The 20,464-nt window shown below is 60.7% G+C and carries 16 protein-coding genes and 1 pseudogene; 13 read left to right on the top strand and 4 right to left on the bottom strand.

Annotated elements, in window-relative coordinates:
• Positions 1 to 43 precede the first annotated feature (43 nt).
• The 3 genes from CFE47_RS17635 to CFE47_RS17625 all read right to left on the bottom strand — a co-directional run bounded on the left by CFE47_RS17635 (position 44) and on the right by CFE47_RS17625 (position 2,201).
• Positions 44 to 415, bottom strand: a complete 372-nt coding sequence (locus tag CFE47_RS17635) for a translation initiation factor Sui1 (protein WP_005784408.1) — start codon at positions 413 to 415, stop codon at positions 44 to 46.
• Between the two features lie 179 nt (positions 416 to 594).
• Positions 595 to 1,131 carry an NUDIX hydrolase gene (locus CFE47_RS17630; RefSeq protein ID WP_032887152.1) on the bottom strand — a complete coding sequence of 179 codons (537 nt, stop codon included), beginning with the start codon at positions 1,129 to 1,131 and terminating at the stop codon, positions 595 to 597.
• 2 nt (positions 1,132 to 1,133) lie between these two features.
• Complete coding sequence (locus tag CFE47_RS17625) at positions 1,134 to 2,201, bottom strand: DUF2333 family protein (protein ID WP_032887153.1); 1,068 nt, start codon at positions 2,199 to 2,201, stop codon at positions 1,134 to 1,136.
• Between the two features lie 299 nt (positions 2,202 to 2,500).
• Between CFE47_RS17625 and CFE47_RS17620 the strand changes: the two genes are divergently transcribed.
• The 13 genes and pseudogenes from CFE47_RS17620 (at position 2,501) to tspR (ending at position 19,544) form a co-directional block, all read left to right on the top strand.
• Positions 2,501 to 4,171 carry a response regulator gene (locus CFE47_RS17620; RefSeq protein WP_032887154.1) on the top strand — a complete coding sequence of 557 codons (1,671 nt, stop codon included), beginning with the start codon at positions 2,501 to 2,503 and terminating at the stop codon, positions 4,169 to 4,171.
• 1,499 nt (positions 4,172 to 5,670) lie between these two features.
• Positions 5,671 to 6,186: pseudogene (locus tag CFE47_RS31790) on the top strand (methyl-accepting chemotaxis protein); the annotation flags it as partial.
• 307 nt (positions 6,187 to 6,493) lie between these two features.
• Positions 6,494 to 6,949, top strand: a complete 456-nt coding sequence (gene aroQ, locus CFE47_RS17610; RefSeq protein WP_010213488.1) for a type II 3-dehydroquinate dehydratase — start codon at positions 6,494 to 6,496, stop codon at positions 6,947 to 6,949.
• Between the two features lie 24 nt (positions 6,950 to 6,973).
• Entirely contained in the window at positions 6,974 to 7,435 is a 462-nt protein-coding gene (gene accB, locus CFE47_RS17605; RefSeq protein ID WP_116627258.1) for an acetyl-CoA carboxylase biotin carboxyl carrier protein, read from the top strand.
• A 17-nt stretch (positions 7,436 to 7,452) separates the two neighbouring features.
• Positions 7,453 to 8,814, top strand: a complete 1,362-nt coding sequence (gene accC, locus CFE47_RS17600) for an acetyl-CoA carboxylase biotin carboxylase subunit (RefSeq protein WP_135291444.1) — start codon at positions 7,453 to 7,455, stop codon at positions 8,812 to 8,814.
• Between the two features lie 263 nt (positions 8,815 to 9,077).
• Entirely contained in the window at positions 9,078 to 9,956 is an 879-nt protein-coding gene (gene prmA, locus CFE47_RS17595; RefSeq protein WP_185712021.1) for a 50S ribosomal protein L11 methyltransferase, read from the top strand.
• A gap of 30 nt (positions 9,957 to 9,986) precedes the next feature.
• The gene (locus CFE47_RS17590) at positions 9,987 to 11,225 is read left to right on the top strand and encodes a DUF3426 domain-containing protein (RefSeq protein ID WP_286838932.1); all 1,239 of its coding nucleotides are present in this window, start codon (positions 9,987 to 9,989) and stop codon (positions 11,223 to 11,225) included.
• 185 nt (positions 11,226 to 11,410) lie between these two features.
• Positions 11,411 to 12,424, top strand: a complete 1,014-nt coding sequence (dusB, locus tag CFE47_RS17585; protein WP_185705238.1) for a tRNA dihydrouridine synthase DusB — start codon at positions 11,411 to 11,413, stop codon at positions 12,422 to 12,424.
• A complete protein-coding gene (gene fis / locus CFE47_RS17580; protein ID WP_002555375.1) occupies positions 12,421 to 12,741 on the top strand; it encodes a DNA-binding transcriptional regulator Fis in 321 nt (106 codons plus the stop codon). Before dusB ends, fis begins: the two co-directional genes overlap by 4 nt.
• Before the next feature lie 82 nt (positions 12,742 to 12,823).
• Positions 12,824 to 14,431, top strand: a complete 1,608-nt coding sequence (purH, locus tag CFE47_RS17575; RefSeq protein WP_286838929.1) for a bifunctional phosphoribosylaminoimidazolecarboxamide formyltransferase/IMP cyclohydrolase — start codon at positions 12,824 to 12,826, stop codon at positions 14,429 to 14,431.
• A 171-nt stretch (positions 14,432 to 14,602) separates the two neighbouring features.
• On the top strand, positions 14,603 to 15,895 hold the full coding sequence (purD, locus tag CFE47_RS17570; protein WP_286838926.1) for a phosphoribosylamine--glycine ligase: 1,293 nt from the start codon (positions 14,603 to 14,605) through the stop codon (positions 15,893 to 15,895).
• 114 nt (positions 15,896 to 16,009) lie between these two features.
• Positions 16,010 to 18,784, top strand: coding sequence for a hybrid sensor histidine kinase/response regulator (locus CFE47_RS17565; RefSeq protein ID WP_286838923.1), 2,775 nt, complete (start codon positions 16,010 to 16,012; stop codon positions 18,782 to 18,784).
• Positions 18,785 to 18,947: 163 nt separating this feature from the next.
• Complete coding sequence (gene tspR, locus CFE47_RS17560) at positions 18,948 to 19,544, top strand: type III secretion system genes modulator TspR (protein WP_185705230.1); 597 nt, start codon at positions 18,948 to 18,950, stop codon at positions 19,542 to 19,544.
• Here the strand turns inward: tspR and CFE47_RS17555 are convergent.
• A complete protein-coding gene (locus CFE47_RS17555) occupies positions 19,541 to 20,320 on the bottom strand; it encodes a hypothetical protein (RefSeq protein WP_286838920.1) in 780 nt (259 codons plus the stop codon). The two genes, tspR and CFE47_RS17555, sit on opposite strands and share 4 nt — an antisense overlap.
• Positions 20,321 to 20,464: the final 144 nt, after the last annotated feature.

Raw genomic sequence — 20,464 nt, 5'->3', positions numbered from 1 at the left:
CCACTCGCAGGACAGAGTTTAGACACAGGTTGGGAAGAGGCTGTCAGCCGCCGGACTTCTTGGCCTTGTAACCGAGCTTGATCAGCTCGGCCAACAGCAGTTCGACGTGATCGCCCTGGATCTCGATGACGCCGTCTTTCAACGCGCCACCGGTGCCACAACGCTTTTTCAGCGTGGTAGCCAGTTCCTTGAGCGCATCTTCAGCCAGGGGCACGCCGGTGATAGTCGTCACCGTCTTGCCGCCACGGCCCTTGCTCTCGCGTCTCACGCGGGCAATACCGTCGCCTTCAGGGATCAGGGTCTGTTTGCAGGTACACGAATCCACGGGCTGACGACAGTCCGGGCAGTGTCGACCTGCATCGGTGGAAAATACCAGGCCACCAAGGGCGGCGAAGGATGCGGCTTTTTTGGCCACCGGCAATCCTCTTGGGAGGATGAAGACTGATCGGCGCGCTCAAGCACGACCGACCGCGAAGCCCCACTCAGGCAGGGGCAGCGCTACCGAACCGCCAAGGTGGCTCGGGTGAAAAGTCGCGCAGTGTAACGGCAAAAGGCCGACTTGCTAAGGGCCAAATGGCGCCAATTTATGCAACTTTAGCGACGCGAGGCCAGATAGCGGCGCAAGCCCTCTTGTGCGTCCGGGCAGTAGGGCTTTTGTTCGGCCTCCTGCAGGACAATTTCGATGGGCAAAAAGCGCGCTTCCATGACTTCTTCGGGCTGCAACCGCAGGGGGCCATCCCACACGGCGGAATAGGATCTGCACCAGAGCCGGTTGTTACCGTCCTCGAAGTAGAAATGATCATGCTCGACCAATTCCACCCCGCCCACACCCAGTTCTTCCTCCAGCTCACGCGCTGCAGAGTCGGCGTACTCTTCCCCGGCCGCCACCATGCCGCCGGCCGCCGTATCCCAAAATCCTGGGTACATGGCTTTGCTCAGGGTACGCCGGTGCACACACAGCTCGCCGGCAGAGTTGAACAGGAAGATAAACGTGCAGCGGCCAATCAGGCCGCGCTGGCGAAGGTCGGACCTGACGAGGGTGCCGAGCAGGTTGTCCTGCTCGTCGACCCAGCAAATCAGTTCAGCATCGGAAGCCGCACGGTGCGCGGCCTCCTGTTGAGAAGCGTCCATCATCAACCCTGGTTAAGCAACTGACGCAGATCAATCACCGCAGCGTTGGCCCGCGAGATGTAGTTGGCCATCACCAGCGAGTGGTTCGCCAGTACGCCGAAGCCGCTGCCGTTGAGGATCATCGGGCTCCAGACAGGTTCTTGGGAGGCTTCCAGCTCACGGATGATCTGGCGCACGCTGACCGTGGCGTTTTTCTTGGCCAGTACGTCGGCGAAGTCAACTTCGATAGCGCGCAGCAGATGGGACAGTGCCCATGCCTGGCCACGGGCTTCGTAGAACACGTTGTCGATCTGCATCCATGGGGTTTCCACCACTTCTTCGTCGACCTGCGGCACTTCACCCGGTGCCAGGGCTTCGGTTTTCAGTGCGGTGTTCAATTTGACCCGGCCCACGCTGGCCGACAGGCGTTGGGACAACGAACCCAGACGGGTAGCAACATCACCCAGCCAGTTGTTCAGGTTGTCGGCACGCGAATAGAACAGTGCGCCGCGTTGGTTGGGGTCGGACAGGCGCGCTTCATAGCGGTTCAGGGAGTTGATGCCTTCCTGATACTCCGACTCGCTCGATGGCAGCACCCAGCTCTTGTTGTCGAAGTTGAAGCGCGGCTCGGCCTTCGCCAAGTCGGCGTCTTCAGCCGACTGCGACTGGGAACGGGCGAAATCTTTACGCAAGGCACGGGTCAGGTCGCGCACTTGCACCAGCACGCCGTATTCCCAGCTCGGCATGTTGTCCATCCACAGGCCCGGCGGGAAACGGTCGTTGGAAATATAGCCACCTGGCTTGTTCAGCAAGGTGCCGACCACGGTCTTGAGGGTTTCGACGGTGGTATAGCCCACCACCATCTGCTTGCCTTCTTTCTCGGCAGCAATTTGCGCGTTCTGCTGGACCGGGAACAGCGCCGGCTCTTCGCTCCAGTACCAACCAAGGGCACCTGTGACCAACAGGTACAAGCCAAGCACGCTAAGCAGCGCCCGACTCATCAGCAGGGTACGAAAATAGCTGCGGTTGGCCGACTTTGGCTCAGGGGCGGGGCCTTTGGCACTGCCTGCGCGGTTTTTCCAGTCCAGCATGGCGATATCCTTTCAATCACTTGAGTTCATGCACTTGAATTGACGGCGTGCGTTCAAACACTCCGACCACAACCCTACCCCATCGTGCCCGCCCATGCGGGGCTTTTCACCAAACTGGCGCGCGGGAAGCATTCGACTATAAAGGATGCACGCGTTTTACGCTGTGCGACTGTTAGGTCATTAACTGAATATCGCCGACATGCAGTTAATTGACATATGACACTCATCCCGCTGACAAGAGGTGCTAGCATAGAGCCATCAGTTCGACCTCAGCATGCACCCTTACTAGTAGTCAGGATATGACCGAGCCAGAAGACCCCAGCCGTGAGCGTCTCAAGCAGCATTTTGCCCAGCGGGTAATTCATCAGGCACGTCAAATTCTTGAGATCTGGCAGCGCCTGCAACGCAGCGAATGGTCAGGCGCCGACCTCTCAGAACTCAGTGAGGCCAACCTGCGCCTGCTGCGCTTCGCTGAGCGTTTTGAGCAACCCGAACACGGCCAGTTGGCACGCAACATCGGTGAATCACTCAAAGCTGTGGATGAAAATCGTGGCCGCCTGAGCAGCCAACTGATCACCGAACTCAACCGCTTGATGCAGCGCCTGTCCCGCACCGGCCTGCGCCAGGGCGACCAGTTGGAACAAACCTTCCTGCCGCCGATGCGCAAGCCGATCTACGTGATGCTGGCCGATCACGACCGCGCTGAGCGCCTGGCCAAGCAGCTGGAATTTTTTGGTATGAGCGCCCAATCCCTGGACAGCGTGGCAGCGTTTCGCGCGTCCATGGCTGAGCGCCTGCCGTCGGCAATCGTGATGGACGTGGATTTCTGCGGCCCAGGCCTGGGCCTCAAGCTCGCTGCCGAAGCCCAGGAAGGCCTGGAGCAAAAGCTGCCGCTGTTATTTTTCAGCCTGCACGAAACCGATACCCCGACCCGCCTGGCCGCCGTGCGCGCCGGTGGCCAGGAGTTTTTGACCGGCACACTGGAAGCCTCCAGCCTGCTGGAAAAAATCGAAGTGCTGACCTGCGTCGCCCAGTACGAGCCCTATAAAGTGCTGATCATCGATGACTCGCGCGCCCAGGCGCTGCACACCGAGCGCTTACTCAACAGCGCCGGGATCGTCACCCGCACCTTGATTGAGCCGATCCAGGCCATGGCGGAACTGGCGGACTTCCAGCCCGACCTGATCATCCTCGACATGTACATGCCCGCCTGCACCGGCACCGAACTGGCCAAGGTGATCCGCCATAACGACCGCTATGTGAGCGTGCCGATCATTTACTTGTCGGCCGAAGACGACCTCGACAAGCAATTGGATGCGATGAGCGAAGGCGGTGACGACTTCCTCACCAAGCCGATCAAACCGCGCCACCTGATCACCACCGTGCGCAACCGCGCCGCCCGCGCCCGCCACCTCAAGGCGCGAATGGTGCGCGACAGCCTGACCGGGCTGTACAACCACACCCATATCCTGCAATTGCTCGAAGACTGCAGCTTCCGCGCGCGCCGCGAGAACAAGCCGCTGAGCTTTGCCATGCTCGACATCGACCACTTCAAGCGCGTGAATGACAGTCACGGCCACCCGATGGGCGACCGCGTGATCAAGAGCCTGGCGCTGTTTCTCAAGCAGCGTTTGCGCAAGACCGACTACATCGGGCGCTACGGCGGTGAAGAATTCGCCATCGTGATGCCCGACACCGACCTGGAGTCGGCCTGCAAGGTGCTGGATGAAATCCGCGGGCGCTTTGCCGAAATTCACTATCCGGCACAACCCCAGGACTTGTGGTGCACTTTCAGCGCCGGGCTGGTTGAGTTGTGCGACGGCTCCGACAGCCTGATGATGGCCGCCCAGGCCGACGAGGCGCTGTATCGCGCCAAGCATGCCGGACGCAACCGTGTGCAAGCCGCGCGCGCATCAAAGCAAAGTGCCACCTTTTCACCGGAATCCACTGATTCCGTCATAACGCTGTAATGAAAACGCAATAACTTCAGGCACTTACCTTTTGCTGTCGGTTGAAACCACGCATGCGCCTGAAGCTGCTGACCAATCTCAATACCCTTCTTCTGGTGGCCGTGTGCCTGGCACTTGGGGCGACGCTGTGGTGGTCGCAGCGGGCGCTTGAACGGCCGTATTTGCTGATGGAGCGCTACCTGGGGTTGTCCCAGACGTTCCAAAACCAAGCTGCGCGCAATATCGACGAGTACCTGGCGAGCGGCGACGCCCTGCGCCTGAGCAGCGCCAGCCAAAGCCTGGAAAACCTGCTGCAACATCTGGATGAATTGCCCGCTGATCTGGCGCAGAACCTGCGCCCCAGCCTGGTGGCCCTGGATGCATTCAGCAAGACCGACTTGCTGGCCGCCGGCAAGCTGGCCGGCGACCCACAAGCGTTGCTGCTGCAAGCAGAGCGCGAATTGGGCGCCAATCTGGACCAGTTGAGCCAGTACGCCATCAGCGTCAATTCCCCTGAAGCCGCACGCTACTTGCCGCCACTGCTGACCGCGTCCCAGCACCTGGGCAGGTTGTCCCTGGCCCGCGACAAGCTGGTGAGCAGCGGGCGCGCGGAGTTGGCCGATGATGTTGAGCGCGAAGTCGCCAATATTCGCGCCCAAGCCGACGTACTGGGGCAACTGCCATTGCTTGGCGTCAAAGCCAGCAGCGAATCCAACACCGATGATTTTTCCGCCTTGATGGGCCTGGAAAACACCGAAAAAACCGAAGCCCAGGACACCGGCGTCGACCTCAAGCGCGAGCTCAACAGCCTGCTGACCCGCTACCCCGCCGAACTCAAGCGCACCCGCGAACAGATCCAGCAACGCGCCGACCTGGCCGCCAGCACCCACCAGAAGATCAACGCCGTGCAACAGGCCATCGCTGGGCTTGAACCTGTCGTGCGCGCACAACATGGGCTCATCCAAGGCGAAGTACGCCTGATGCAAGGGGTGATGATCGGCCTGATCCTGCTGATCGCGCTGTTGATCGACACCCTGCAACGCCGCTTGGCACGGGTGCTGACCAATCTGGCACCCGCCCTATCCACCTGGGCCGAAGGCAACTTCAGCCAGCCGATCGCACTGGGCAAGACCAACCGCGAACTGCGCGACATCGAAGCCTCTCTGAACCGTTTGCGCGCTTACTTGGTGGACTTGGTGGGCACCATTCGCGGCAATGCCGAAGAAGTGGCCGGCAGCAGCCGCGCCCTCGCCGAACTGAGCAGCGGCCTGCATGACGGCGCTGAACGCCAAGCGGGCGACACGGCGCAAATCCGCGACTCCCTGGGCGAACTCGAAGCGACCATCCAACAGGTCGCCGGCGATGCGAGCCAAGCCGCCAGCGCCAGCCGCAGCGCGGGCCAGGCGGTGGAACAAGGCCAGCGGGTGATCGGCCTGAGCCTGACCGGTTTGCATGCGTTGGTCGGCGAAGTGCAGCAAAACGCGCAGATGATCGAGAAACTTGCTGAAGAGTCCGCCACCATCGGCGGCGTGCTCACCGTTATTCGCTCGATTGCCGACCAGACCAACTTGCTGGCACTCAACGCCGCCATCGAAGCCGCCCGCGCCGGGGAGGCCGGACGTGGATTTGCTGTGGTCGCGGACGAAGTACGTACCCTCGCCCAGCGCACCGCCGGCGCCACCGCCGAAATCCAGGGTTTGATCACCGGCCTGCAAAACGCCGCCCACCAGTCAGTGGAGGGCATGCGCGCCCAGGTCGAACACGCCGAAGCCACCGCCCAGCAAGCTCAAGCGGCTGACGGCGCACTGGATGAAATCGTCGGGGCAATCCAGACCATTTCCGACACCGCTGTGCGGATTGCCGATGTGACGGCGCAGCAGAGTGGTGCGGTGAGCGAGATTCGCGATAACAGTGAGCGAATTCATCAGCTGGGTGAGGATAATTTGCTGCGCATCGGCCAAGGCCGAAGCCAGGGCGAGCAACTGTTGGTACTGGGTGGGCAGCTCAATACGGCGGTGCAGGCGTTCCGCGTCTGACCTGCCCCATGCAGATCCAAAATCAAATGAAGATCAACATCTGGGAGGGGGCTTGCTCCCGATTGCGGTGTGTCAGTCTCAGCACCTGTAACTGATCCACCGCTATCGGGAGCAAGCCCCCTCCCACATTTGATCTCCACGGGATTCAAGGGCGTATTACCAATGACCAGATCTCGACCACCAGTCACAAATTTTGCGCAATCCTCGCTAATCGTGCTGCCTACTGCATAGAACTGGACAGTCACAAAGGCTTTGCGGCATAGTCGCCGGGTTCTGCCGTACTCCCATCAATAACAAGGAACAGCCGATGGCGACCCTACTGGTTCTTCACGGACCCAACCTGAACCTGCTCGGCACCCGCGAACCGGGCGTCTACGGGGCTGTGACCCTGGATCAGATCAACCTTGATCTGGAGCGACGGGCTCGTGAAGCTGGCCACCATCTGCTCTACCTGCAAAGCAATGCCGAGTACGAATTGATTGATCGCATCCACGCCGCGCGCGGCGAAGGTGTGGACTTCATCCTGATCAATCCCGCCGCTTTTACGCACACAAGTGTTGCATTACGTGACGCGCTGCTAGCGGTGAGCATCCCATTCATCGAAGTGCATTTATCGAACGTGCATAAACGCGAAGCTTTCCGCCATCACTCCTACTTCTCCGATGTAGCGGTAGGTGTGATCTGCGGCCTTGGCGCCAGCGGTTACCGACTGGCCCTGGAGGCCGCCCTGGAACAACTTGAACAACCGGCCAAGCGCCCCTGACCGACCCTTGGGAGTTGATGATTCATGGATATCCGTAAAGTTAAGAAACTGATCGAACTGCTGGAAGAATCCGGTATCGACGAGCTGGAAATCAAGGAAGGCGAAGAGTCCGTCCGGATCAGCCGCCACAGCAAGACCCCGGCCCAACAGTTCTACGCGCCACAGATGCAAGCACCGGCGCCTGCTGCTGCCCCGGCCGCTGCACCTGCCGCCGCCGCTGCTCCAGCCGCACCAGCTGCTCCAGTGCTGAACGGCTTCGTGGTCAAATCGCCAATGGTCGGTACGTTCTACCGTACCCCGGCACCGACCTCGCCAGCCTTCGTTGAAGTCGGCAAGACTGTGAAAGTGGGCGACACCATCTGCATCGTTGAAGCGATGAAAATGATGAACCACATCACCGCTGAAAAAGCCGGCGTCATCGAATCCATCCTGGTAGAAAACGGTCAGCCGGTTGAGTACGACCAGCCGCTGTTCACCATCGTTTGAACCGCGGAGCGCCTTCGATGTTGAAACCTGCGAAGAAACTGCAAAAAGTCCTGATCGCCAACCGCGGCGAGATCGCGCTGCGGATCCTGCGCGCCTGTAAGGAAGAGGGCATCAAGACCGTCGCTGTTTACTCGACGGCCGATACCGAATTGATGCACGTGAAACTGGCGGACGAAAGCATCTGCATCGGCCCGCCACTGGCGACGAACTCGTACCTGAAAGTCTCGAACATCATCGCGGCCGCAGAAGTGACCGGCGCTGATGGCATCCACCCGGGCTACGGCTTCCTCGCGGAAAACGCCGATTTCGCCGAACAGGTGGAAAAATCCGGTTTTGCCTTCATCGGCCCGAAAGCCGAGACCATTCGCCTGATGGGCGACAAGGTATCGGCCAAGGACGCGATGATCGCGGCCGGCGTACCAACCGTTCCTGGTTCCGACGGCCCGCTGCCGGAAGACGAGGAAACCGCTCTGCGCATTGGTCGTGAAGTCGGTTACCCGGTGATCATCAAGGCCGCCGGTGGCGGCGGTGGTCGCGGCATGCGCGTTGTGCACAAGGAAGAAGACCTGATCGAAGCGGCCAAGCAGACGCGCTCCGAAGCGGGTGCCTGGTTTGGCAACCCGATGGTCTACCTGGAAAAGTACCTGACCAACCCACGTCACGTGGAAGTGCAAGTACTGTCCGACGGCCAAGGCCACGCCATCCACCTGGGCGACCGCGATTGCTCGCTGCAACGTCGTCACCAGAAGGTACTGGAAGAAGCACCGGCACCGGGCCTGGACGAAAAAGCACGCGCCGAAGTACTGGCTCGCTGCGTCAAGGCGTGCATCGACATCAACTACCGTGGCGCCGGTACCTTTGAGTTCCTCTACGAGAACGGTCGTTTCTACTTCATCGAGATGAACACTCGTGTGCAAGTAGAGCACCCGGTTTCGGAGATGGTCACCGGTATCGACATCGTCAAGGAGATGCTGAGCATCGCCGCTGGCAACCCGCTGTCCTTCACCCAGGACGACGTGAAGATGCACGGCCACTCTCTGGAGTGCCGCATCAACGCCGAAGACCCGAAAACCTTTATCCCAAGTCCAGGCCTGGTCAAGCATTTCCATGCTCCGGGCGGCAACGGCGTTCGCGTCGATTCGCACCTGTACAGCGGCTACAAGGTTCCGTCCAACTACGACTCGCTGATCGGCAAGCTGATCACCTGGGGCGCTACCCGTGACGAGGCCATGGCCCGCATGCGTAACGCCCTGGACGAAATCGTGGTCGACGGCATCAAGACCAACATCCCGCTGCACCGGGACCTGGTCCGTGATGAAGGCTTCTGCGAAGGTGGTGTGAACATTCACTACCTGGAACACAAGCTGGCCAACCAGTAAGTGCTCCACCCAACAAAGCCGCCTTCGGGCGGTTTTGTTGTTTGTGCGGCACTGACTTTGTTGGATGGATGCCTTCCCCCTGTGGGAGCGGGCTTGCTCGCGAATGCGGTGCATCAGCTAAGATATTATTCACTGACACAGCGCATTCGCGAGCAAGCCCGCTCCCACATTTGTTATGTGTACACCCCTCCCGCCGCTCGCGTAAACTTGCGCCCTTTCGCGACCTACCCGTCGCACATTCAATTTTTTCAAAGGTGCCCGCCATGCCTTGGCTGCAAGTCCGTCTCGCCATCAGCCCAGAACAAGCCGAAACCTACGAAGACGCTTTCCTCGAAGTGGGTGCTGTATCGGTGACCTTCATGGACGCCGAAGACCAACCGATCTTCGAACCCGAACTCAACACCACCCCGCTGTGGTCCCATACCCATTTGTTGGCCCTATTCGAAGACGGCACCGATGCCGCCAGCGTCCTGGCCCACATGGAACTGCTCACCGGCGGCCCGCTGCCAGAGCATCACAGCGAAGTGATCGAAGACCAGGACTGGGAACGCAGCTGGATGGACAACTTCCAGCCAATGCGTTTCGGCCAGCGCCTGTGGATCGTGCCGAGCTGGCACGCAGCGCCCGAGCCTGACGCGGTCAACCTGTTACTGGACCCAGGCCTGGCGTTCGGCACCGGCACCCACCCCACCACCGCCCTGTGCCTGGAATGGCTGGACGGCCAGGACCTGACCGACAGCCACGTGCTGGACTTCGGTTGCGGCTCGGGGATCCTCGCGATTGCTGCCCTGCTGCTAGGCGCCAAAGAAGCAGTCGGTACCGATATCGACGTGCAAGCTCTGGAAGCTTCCCGCGATAACGCCGGACGCAACAACATTCCTGAAGCCAAATTCCCACTCTACCTGCCGGAGCAACTGCCCCAGGTGCAGGCCGACGTGCTGGTGGCGAACATCCTCGCCGGGCCGCTAGTGTCCCTGGCACCGCAACTATCGAGCCTGGTCAAGCCGGGCGGCCGCCTGGCGCTGTCGGGCATCCTCGCCGAGCAAGGTGAAGACGTGGCCGCTGCCTACGCCAAGGATTTCGAGCTGGACCCGATCGCCAACCGCGATGGTTGGGTACGCATCAGCGGTCGTCGGCGCTAGAATGAGCGCTTGCCTGAATCGGATGGCCGCATGACCGACAGTTTCGTCACCCAGTGCCCGCATTGCCAAACCCGCTTCCGCGTCAGCCACGGTCAATTGAACGTGGCACGTGGCGTGGTGCGCTGCGGCTCGTGCCTGCAAGTCTTCAATGCCGTTCGCCAGTTGATGGAGCAACGTGCTGGCGAAGCAACAGCGCCGGAGCCTGAGCTGCCGCCGGCGATTGAGCCTGAGCCGCCACGGGCAATCAGCCAGAAGCAGTGGACTGCGCAAGAGCTGGACCTGGACAACCTGGACCTGGACGAAGAACTGGCCAAGCTGGAACGCCGCGAGATTCAGCACACGCTACCGGCAGGCGCGGAACGCCGCCAACCCGGCGCCGACCGTCGGCAAAAGGAAGAGTCATTCAGCGCGAGCCGCGACACGGTCAAGGCCGAAGAGGAAAAGTGGGCCGCCAGCCTCTTCAGCGAACCGCCTGAAGAGCGCGACCACATCGTCGCGGATGAACCCGAGTCGACGAAAGCCCCTGCGACCAAGCAGCGCACCGAACCCTCGATGTCATTCCACATCGACGACATCGATGACGAACCGCCACTGCGCTCAACGCTGGAAGATGAAGAGATCGACCCGCCTTTCACGCCGCTGACCCAGGCGACGCAAGAAGCCGAGCCACAAGAGCGCACCCAGCCCCGCCGCAAGCGCGCCCGCGTCGAGGCCAACATTCACGACGATGTACTCCAGGACCTGGAAGACGACCCGCTGCACCTCTACGCGCAAAAACGCCCGCCGAGCTGGGGCCGACGCCTGATCTGGATCCTGCTGGTGCTGGTCGCTGCCGCGGGTCTCGCTGGCCAATACATCGCCTATCAATTCGATGACCTGGCCCGCCAGGACGCCTATCGCCCATGGTTCCAGCAACTGTGCCCGACACTAGGCTGCACCGTACCATCACGGGTGGATATCGCGCACATCAAGAGCAGCAACCTGGTGGTGCGCAGCCACCCGGATTTCGCCGGGGCGCTGGTCGTGGATGCGATCATCTATAACCGCGCGACATTCTCCCAGCCATTTCCGCTGCTGGAGCTACGCTTTGCCGATCTGAACGGCAACCTGATCGCCAGTCGTCGCTTCAAACCTGCCGAATACCTCAGCGGTGAACTGGCCGGCGTGAGCGAAATGCCATCGCAAACGCCGATCCATATCTCGCTGGATATCCTCGATCCGGGCAATAAAGCCGTGAATTACAGCCTGAGCTTTCACTCGCCCGAGTGAATCGGCTGATGCATCAAGGTTTGACGGCGGATTCTTGACTGAGCCCCGCGCAACCAAACCGGCGGCGATAAAGAAATAACTGTTCAGATTTTATCCAATTCAGCCTTTATCCAGTCATCGAGAGCGGGTATCATGCCAACCCTTTTTCGAACTCTAATGATCCGGCCCCACAACAGGGAAGTCCTATGTCGGCGGTACGCATCGGCCCATACACATTGCAAAACGGCTTGATTCTCGCCCCGATGGCGGGCGTCACCGACCAGCCCTTTCGTCAGCTGTGCAAGCGTTTGGGCGCGGGTCTAGTAGTCTCGGAAATGGTCACCAGCGACATGAGCTTGTGGAACACCCGCAAATCGCGGATGCGCATGATCCACGAAGGTGATCCCGAGCCCCGCTCGGTACAGATCGCCGGGGGTGATGCACAGATGCTGGCGGATGCGGCCCGGGCCAACGTGGAGTTGGGGGCGCAGATCATCGACATCAACATGGGCTGCCCGGCCAAGAAGGTCTGCAACAAGGCCGCCGGTTCCGCCCTGCTGAAAGATGAGCAGTTGGTTGCCGAGATCCTGCAGGCCGTTGTCGCCGCAGTCGATGTGCCGGTCACCCTGAAGATCCGTACCGGTTGGGACCGGGACAACAAGAACGGCCTGACGGTGGCGAAGATCGCTGAACAGGCAGGAATTACAGCGCTGGCAGTGCATGGCCGCACCCGCGCCGACCTTTATACCGGTGAAGCCGAGTACGACACCATTGCTGCGATCAAGCAGGCAGTGTCGATGCCGGTGTTTGCCAATGGCGACATCGATTCAGCCGAGAAAGCCCGGCGCGTACTGCACGCCACCGGTGCCGATGGCTTGTTGATTGGCCGGGCCGCCCAGGGGCGGCCGTGGATTTTCCGTGAGATCGAGCATTTTCTGCGTACCGGTGAAGTCATGCCGGCACCGGAGCTGATCGAGGTGGAACGTATTCTGCTAGAGCATCTGGCCGCCCTGCACGCTTTCTACGGAGACGTGATGGGAGTACGCATTGCTCGCAAGCATGTCGGCTGGTATCTCGCAACCCTGCCGGGCGCCAGGGAGTTTCGCGCCCACTTCAATCGTTTGGATGATACGGAAGCACAGTGCGCCAACGTTCGTGAGTTCTTCAGCGAGCGTTACAAGAGCCTGGGGACAGGGGACGGAGAGGGGGTGGCCGCATGACGATGATGACCGAGACTTTAGTGAGTGGAACAACACCCGTGAGCGACAACGTCAATTTGAAACAGCACCTCAACACGCCGAGCGAAGAAGGCCAGACCCTTCGCGGGAGTGTCGAGAAGGCGCTGCACAATTATTTCGCCCACCTAGAGGGCGCTTCCGTCACGGACGTGTACAACCTGGTGCTCTCCGAAGTCGAGGCGCCCTTGCTCGAAAGCGTGATGAACTACGTCAAGGGCAACCAGACCAAAGCCAGTGAGCTGCTGGGCCTCAACCGTGGCACCTTGCGCAAAAAGCTCAAGCAGTACGATTTGTTGTAAGCATTCAATCAAACCAGAAAGGCGCCCGCGTAAAAAACGGTCGCCTTTTTTGCTGACTCCTTTGCTTTTGATGGAAATTGAAATGACCGACCAGACTACCCGCCTGCCGATCCGCCGCGCTTTGATCAGCGTCTCCGACAAGACCGGCATCCTCGAATTTGCCCGGGAGCTGGAAGCCCTGGGCGTGGAAATCCTCTCCACAGGCGGGACCTTCAAACTGCTGCAGGACAACGGCGTGGCCGCAGTAGAAGTGGCGGACTACACCGGTTTCGCAGAAATGATGGACGGTCGGGTCAAGACCCTGCACCCGAAAATCCACGGCGGCATCCTTGGCCGTCGCGGTACCGACGACGCGATCATGGCCGAGCACGGCATCAAGCCAATCGACCTGGTAGCCGTTAACCTCTACCCGTTCGAAGCCACCATCAACAAGCCAGGCTGCGATCTGCCGACCGCCATCGAAAACATCGATATCGGTGGCCCGACCATGGTTCGCTCGGCAGCCAAGAACCACAAAGACGTGGCCATCGTGGTTAACGCCAGCGATTACGCCAATGTGCTGGAAGGCCTGAAAGCCGGCGGCCTGACCTACGCCCAGCGTTTCGACCTGATGCTCAAGGCGTTCGAACACACCGCCGCCTACGACGGCATGATCGCCAACTACATGGGCACCGTTAACCAAACGGCTGAAACCCTGAGCACCGAAGGCCGCAGCCAGTTCCCGCGCACCTTCAACAGCCAGTTCATCAAGGCCCAGGAAATGCGCTACGGCGAGAACCCGCACCAGAGCGCGGCATTCTACGTAGAAGCCAAGCCCGCCGAAGTGGGCATCGCCACCGCGACCCAACTGCAAGGCAAGGAACTGTCCTACAACAACGTGGCCGACACCGACGCCGCGCTGGAATGTGTGAAGAGCTTCGTCAAGCCGGCCTGCGTGATCGTCAAGCACGCCAACCCATGCGGCGTGGCCGTGAGCCCGGACGCTGAAGGCGGTATCCGCCAGGCGTACGAACTGGCCTACGCAACTGACACTGAATCGGCCTTCGGCGGCATCATCGCCTTCAACCGTGAACTGGATGCCGAGACCGCCAAGGCGATCGTCGAGCGTCAGTTCGTTGAAGTGATCATCGCGCCATCCGTAAGCGAAGAGGCTCGCGCCATCGTGGCGGCCAAAGCCAACGTGCGCCTGCTGGCCTGCGGCGAGTGGTCGGCTGACCGCGCTGCAGCCTGGGACTACAAGCGCGTCAATGGCGGCTTGCTGGTACAGAGCCGCGACATCGGCATGATCGGCAGCGAAGACCTGAAAGTGGTGACCAAGCGCGCCCCGACCGAGCAAGAGATCAACGACCTGATCTTTGCCTGGAAAGTGGCCAAGTACGTTAAGTCCAACGCTATCGTCTACGCCAAGAATCGCCAGACCATCGGTGTCGGCGCCGGCCAGATGAGCCGCGTGAACTCGGCACGTATCGCCGCGATCAAGGCTGAGCACGCTGGTTTGCAGGTAGTGGGTTCGGTGATGGCTTCCGATGCGTTCTTCCCGTTCCGTGATGGTTTGGATAATGCCGCCAAAGCCGGCGTTACCGCCGTAATCCAACCGGGTGGTTCGATGCGCGACGCTGAAGTCATCGCTGCTGCTGATGAAGCTGGCATCGCCATGGTCTTCACCGGCATGCGCCACTTCCGCCACTGATCCAAATGTGGGAGGGGCTTTTTGTAGTGAGCGGGCTTGCCCCGCGCTGGGCTGCGCAGCAGCCCCACTGGATCTCCAGTGAACCTGGCGGGGGACAAGCCCCCTCACTACAAAGAACCTCCCACATTTAAAAGCGCTCCAGCAGCGCCAACAGAATTTGAGGTTTTTGAAATGAATGTTTTGATCATTGGCAGCGGTGGCCGTGAACACGCCCTGGCCTGGAAAGTTGCCCAGGACCCGCGCGTCCAAAAAGTATTCGTAGCACCCGGCAACGCCGGTACCGCCATTGAAGCCAAGTGCGAGAACGTCGCTATCGACGTGCTGGCCCTGGAACAACTGGCCGATTTTGCTGAAAAGAATGTATCCCTGACCATCGTCGGCCCGGAAGTCCCACTGGTTGCCGGCGTCGTGGACCTGTTCCGCAGCCGTGGCCTGGACTGCTTCGGCCCAACCGCCGGCGCTGCCCAGCTGGAAGGTTCCAAAGCGTTTACCAAGGACTTCCTGGCGCGCCACAAGATCCCGACCGCCGACTATCAGAACTTCACCGAGATCGAGCCGGCCCTGGCTTACCTGCGTGAAAAAGGTGCGCCGATCGTGATCAAGGCCGATGGCCTGGCCGCCGGTAAAGGCGTGATCGTGGCGATGACCTTGCAGGAAGCCGAAGACGCCGTGCGCGACATGCTCGCTGGCAACGCTTTTGGTGATGCAGGTTCGCGCGTAGTCATCGAGGAATTCCTCGACGGCGAAGAAGCCAGCTTTATCGTGATGGTCGACGGCAAGAACGTGCTGCCGATGGCCACCAGCCAAGACCACAAACGCGTCGGCGACGCTGACACTGGCCCGAACACGGGCGGCATGGGTGCCTACTCCCCTGCCCCAGTCGTCACCAGCGACGTGCACAAGCGCGTGATGGACCTGGTGATCTGGCCGACCGTGCGTGGCATGGCTGACGAAGGCAATGTGTACACCGGTTTCCTGTACGCCGGCCTGATGATCGACAAAGCGGGCAACCCGAAAGTCATCGAGTTCAACTGCCGCTTCGGCGACCCGGAAACCCAACCGGTGATGCTGCGTCTGCAGTCGAGCCTGGTACTGCTGGTGGAAGCCGCGCTGGCCCAGGCCCTGGACAAGGTTGAAGCTCAATGGGACCCGCGTCCAAGCGTCGGCGTGGTGCTGGCAGCCGGTGGTTACCCTGCCGATTACGCCAAGGGCGATGTGATTGAAGGCCTGGATGCGGCTGCTACGCTGGAAGGCAAGGTGTTCCATGCAGGCACCGCGCTCAAGGATGGCAAGGTTGTGACCGCAGGTGGCCGTGTGCTGTGTGCCACCGCGATGGGTGCCAGCGTCGACGCCGCGCAACAACAGGCCTACAAGCTGGCCGCGAAAATCGACTGGAACGGCTGTTTCTACCGCAAGGACATCGGCTACCGCGCCATCGCCCGTGAACGTGGCGAGAACCAGTAAGTAGCAGGCGTCAGTAGCTATCCGTTCGGCTAGGCAAGGGCCTTGGGCCCTTGCCGTACACAAGCCTCCCCGCGCATAGTTAACCCGTGCATCAACCTACGAAGGGATTTCGCCGTGCGCTGGCTCAGGATCGCCATAGGTTTTACTGTCAGTCTGCTGACGCTGCTCTGCCTGTTCCCGGCCCAGGCCGCCGCGCAAGGCAGTGGCTGGGCAGTATTGCTTGATGAGCAGGCCGACCTGCAACTGAGCGACATCCGCTCCCCCCGCTACACCAATCAATTTAGCCCCATCGAACTGGACCGGATTACCGCCGCGCAACCGGACGGAGCGTTGTGGGTACGTTTCAAGCTGCAACCCGGCAAGCACGAACAAGTGCTGCGCGTGTTCGCCCCAGACCTGTCCAACCTGAGCCTGTACGTTCTGGACGGCGAAATGCTGGTAGAACAACAAACCACCGGTACCCGCCAGCCCCAGGCAGAACGCCCGTTACCCAGCAGCGACTTCATGCTGCCGATGCCCCAGAGCCAGAGACCCCTTGAGGTCTACTTGCGCCTGGTTTCAGAGCACGAGTTGCGCCCCTATATCACCCTGGAGCCGGCCGTACTGGCGGCCGCCGACCAGACCCAGACGCTGATCTACGGCCTGCTGTTTGGCGTCTTGCTGATGCTGATCCTGCATAACCTCACACGCTTCGCCTACCATCGCTCGCGCAGCAGCCTGTGGCTGGCAGCCTGCGAGGTGCTGTTGATGCTCAGCCTGGCGCTGCTGCTCAACCTGGTAGGCCCGTGGCTGCCGAACTGGCACGCGATCCAGACCCCTGGCGCCTACCTGGCCCTGCTGCTCACCGCGCCGTGCGGGCTGATGTTTGCCTATCGTTTCTTCATGCCCCTGGGCCCGCACCCGCTGAACAAGCTGTTGATGGCCGATATCCTGATTACCGTGTTGTGTGGCCTGCTGCTGTTGTTCGTCAACACCTTGCCGCTGAACATCATCACCTACGCCTTGGTGGCATTGGCCGGCCTGAGCATGCTGTTCGTCTCGGCCTATCACTGGCAGAAAGGCTACCGCCCGGCGCGCTTGTTCGTGGCCGCGATGGTGGTGTTCAACATTGGTACCTTGATCATCCTGCCCGCCCTGCTCGGCCTCACGCTGTTGGCGCCACAAGGCTTGATCATGACCCTGCTGGGCTTTATCTGCCTCAGCGGCCTGTTGATGAGCCTGGCCCTTGGCGAGCGTCAGCGCGCAATTGTCGAGGCGCGTTTCAGCCTGAGTCGTGACCTGGCCGCCAGTAATGCCGAGATCGCGGCCAAGGCAGAGTTCCTGGCCAAGATCAGCCACGAAATCCGCACCCCCATGAACGGCGTGCTGGGCATGACCGAGTTGCTGCTGGGCACGCCGCTGTCGGTGAAACAACGCGACTATGTGCAGACCATCCACAGCGCCGGCAATGAATTGCTCACGCTGATCAACGAAATCCTCGATATCTCCAAGCTCGAGTCCGGGCAGATCGAACTGGATGACGTGCAGTTCGACCTTAATGCACTGATCGAAGACTGCCTGAGCATCTTCCGCGCCAAGGCCGAGCAGCAGAACGTCGAACTGATCAGCTTTATCCAGCCGCAGGTACCGCGCGTCATCAGTGGCGACCCGACCCGCCTGCGTCAGACGCTGCTGAGCCTGCTGGAAAACGCTCTGCAAAAAACCGATGAGGGCGAAGTCCTGATCGTGGTTGCCCTGGACGACCGCAGCAACAAGCCGCGCCTTCGCATCGCCGTACAAGACAGCGGCCTGCCGATGGAAGCAGCCGAGCGTGACGCGTTGCTGCACAGCGAACTGCACAGCAAGAACTTCCTCTCGGCCACCCGCTTGAGCGGTCACCTGGGCCTGGTCATCGCCCGGCAGTTGATCCTGTTGATGAACGGCGAGTTCGGCATCAAGAGCGGCAGCCATCAGGGCAGCACGTTATGGCTGACCTTGCCGCTGGACCCGGAACGCCTGGAGCACCCGACCTCCGACCTCGACGGCCCGCTCAAGGATGCACGCGTGTTGGTGGTGGACGACAACGACACCTGCCGCAAAGTGCTGGTGCAGCAATGCACCGCCTGGGGCCTGAATGTCAGTGCCGTGCCTTCGGGCAAGGAAGCCTTGGCGCTGCTGCGCACCAAGGCGCACCTGCGTGACTACTTCGACGTGGTGCTGCTGGACCAGAACATGCCCGGCATGACCGGCATGCAACTGGCGGCGAAGATCAAGGAAGACCCGAGCCTGAACCACGACATCCTGTTGATCATGCTAACCGGCATCAGCAATGCGCCGAGCAAGATCATCGCGCGCAACTGCGGGATCAAGCGCATCCTTGCCAAGCCGGTGGCCGGGTATACGCTCAAGACCACCCTGGCCGACGAGTTGACCCAGCGCAGCAAGGGCGGCGCCCCGCAACGCCCGGTCCTCACCGCACCGGCGGCCGTTGCCGTGCCCGCGGACTTCCGCATCCTGGTGGCCGAGGACAACAGCATCTCCACCAAAGTGATTCGCGGCATGCTCGGCAAGCTCAACCTCAACCCGGACACCGCCAGCAACGGCGAAGAAGCGTTGGAGGCGATGAAGGCCCAGCGTTACGACCTGGTGTTGATGGACTGTGAAATGCCGATCCTCGACGGCTTCTCGGCAACCCAGCAACTGCGGGCGTGGGAAGTCAGCCACCAGCGTATCCGCACGCCGATCGTGGCGCTGACCGCGCACATCCTCTCGGAACATAAAGAACGCGCGCGCCAGGCCGGGATGGACGGGCATATGGCCAAGCCGGTGGAGTTGTCGCAGTTGCGTGAGCTGGTGGAGTTTTGGGTGGCGCAGCGCCAACAGAAACAAGAGCACAGCCCCGTCTCCTGACCCGAAATATAAATCCCCTGTGGGAGCTGGCTTGCCTGCGATAGCGGTGTGTCAGCCACACACCCGTTGCCTGTCACGCCGCTATTGCAGGCAAGCCAGCTCCCACATTTGATCGGTTTCGCCTGATAGACTCTCCACACTTATCCCCCAACGAGCCGTCCCCATGCTCCACGTGTTATTCAGCGTCTACCTGAAAATGCTGGTGCTCTACAGCCCGTTCTTCGTGCTGTCCTGCTTTATCAGCCTCACCCGTGGCTACTCCAACAAAGAGCGGCGGCGGTTGGCCTGGAAGGTGGCATTGGCAACGCTGGTATCGAGCGTATTGCTCTACCTGTTTGGGCGGGTGATTTTCAGTGTGTTCGGCATCACGGTGGATGCCTTCCGCATCGGCGCCGGCAGCGTGCTGTTCATTTCCGCCCTGGGCATGGCCCAGGGCAAGTCGGCGGTGCAGTCCGACAACGTGCAGCAGGATGTGACCATCGTGCCGCTGACCATCCCCCTCACCGTTGGCCCCGGCACCATCGGTGCGCTATTGGTAATGGGCGTAAGCCAGCCACACTGGGATGACAAGCTTACTGCCATCCTCAGCATCGCCCTGGCCAGCTTTACGGTTGGCGTAGTGTTGTACTTGTCCAACCGTATCGAACGCATTCTCGGTGACCAGGGCTTGCAGATTGTCAGCCGCTTGATGGGCCTGTTCGTGTGCGCCCTCGCCGCGCAAATCATCTTCACCGGGGTGCGCGGCTACCTGGTCCCTTAGATGCGGTACTTGGCGATTGCCAACTGCACCTTGTCGCCGGCGCTCTCACGCATCAGCTGGATAGTTTTCTCGTTGACCACCGAGGTATTCAACACCAGGCAGGTTTGCCCGCTGAAGGCCTCGGAGGACGAGCTGTCCCACTCAAGAAACGGCAGGCCAACTTGCTTGCTCACCCCGTAGGTACTGTATGTCACCAGCACCATGGTGACTTCGCCCGCGCTTTCAGCACAGGAGGCCAGGCCAAAATCACCGCCTTGGTGCACCGTGCTATTTCGCTTGAACAACTCGAACGACGCAGGCTGCTGCTTCATGGCCTCCAACGCGTCCGCCGCCAGCTTGGGCAGCGCCGCCAGCACGGGCCCGGCCAGTGATGTCGAGGCGAGCATCGCCGTAATCATGTTCAGCACCGCCAATTGCACGGTCAGGCCCTTGCCGGATCGCGAGACCCGCTCAAAACTGCTGCGTATTGGCAGCCAGCCCAAGCTGATCATGACCTTGATAAATTCGTCATACCACGCCTCGGTCCCTCGATGAATCTTCAGCACATCGCTGACGTAACTGCTCGCCAACAAATAACTCTTGCGAATGTATTCCCGGTTCAACGCCGACATGCCCTCGACGAACGAGATCACGCCGTTGTTGACCACCGCCGCATTAGAGTCATCCGCCATGTCCACCGGCATTGCGCTATTCAATCCCGGCGATCCTGGCAGCTTGTAGGCGGCAATCAACTTGCGCCGTTTCGCACTGATGATCCTTTTGTGATGTCGCTCCATTTTCAGTTCTCCACAAGCACCCCACATGGGGCTTGCTTCCACACTAGTCCAGTGGCCGTCGGGCTTTCCACGCGACAAACATGTCTTGACCTACCTTGCCAGAACCCGGCGCCCAGCAATCTCGCAGCACATCCATGGGCCTTC

It is taken from the genome of Pseudomonas sp. PGPPP1 (genome assembly GCF_002255865.1).
GTDB lineage: Bacteria > Pseudomonadota > Gammaproteobacteria > Pseudomonadales > Pseudomonadaceae > Aquipseudomonas > Aquipseudomonas cremoris.
The sequence above is the reverse complement of the archived record's forward strand: the minus strand, read 5'-3'. Positions and strand labels throughout refer to the sequence as shown.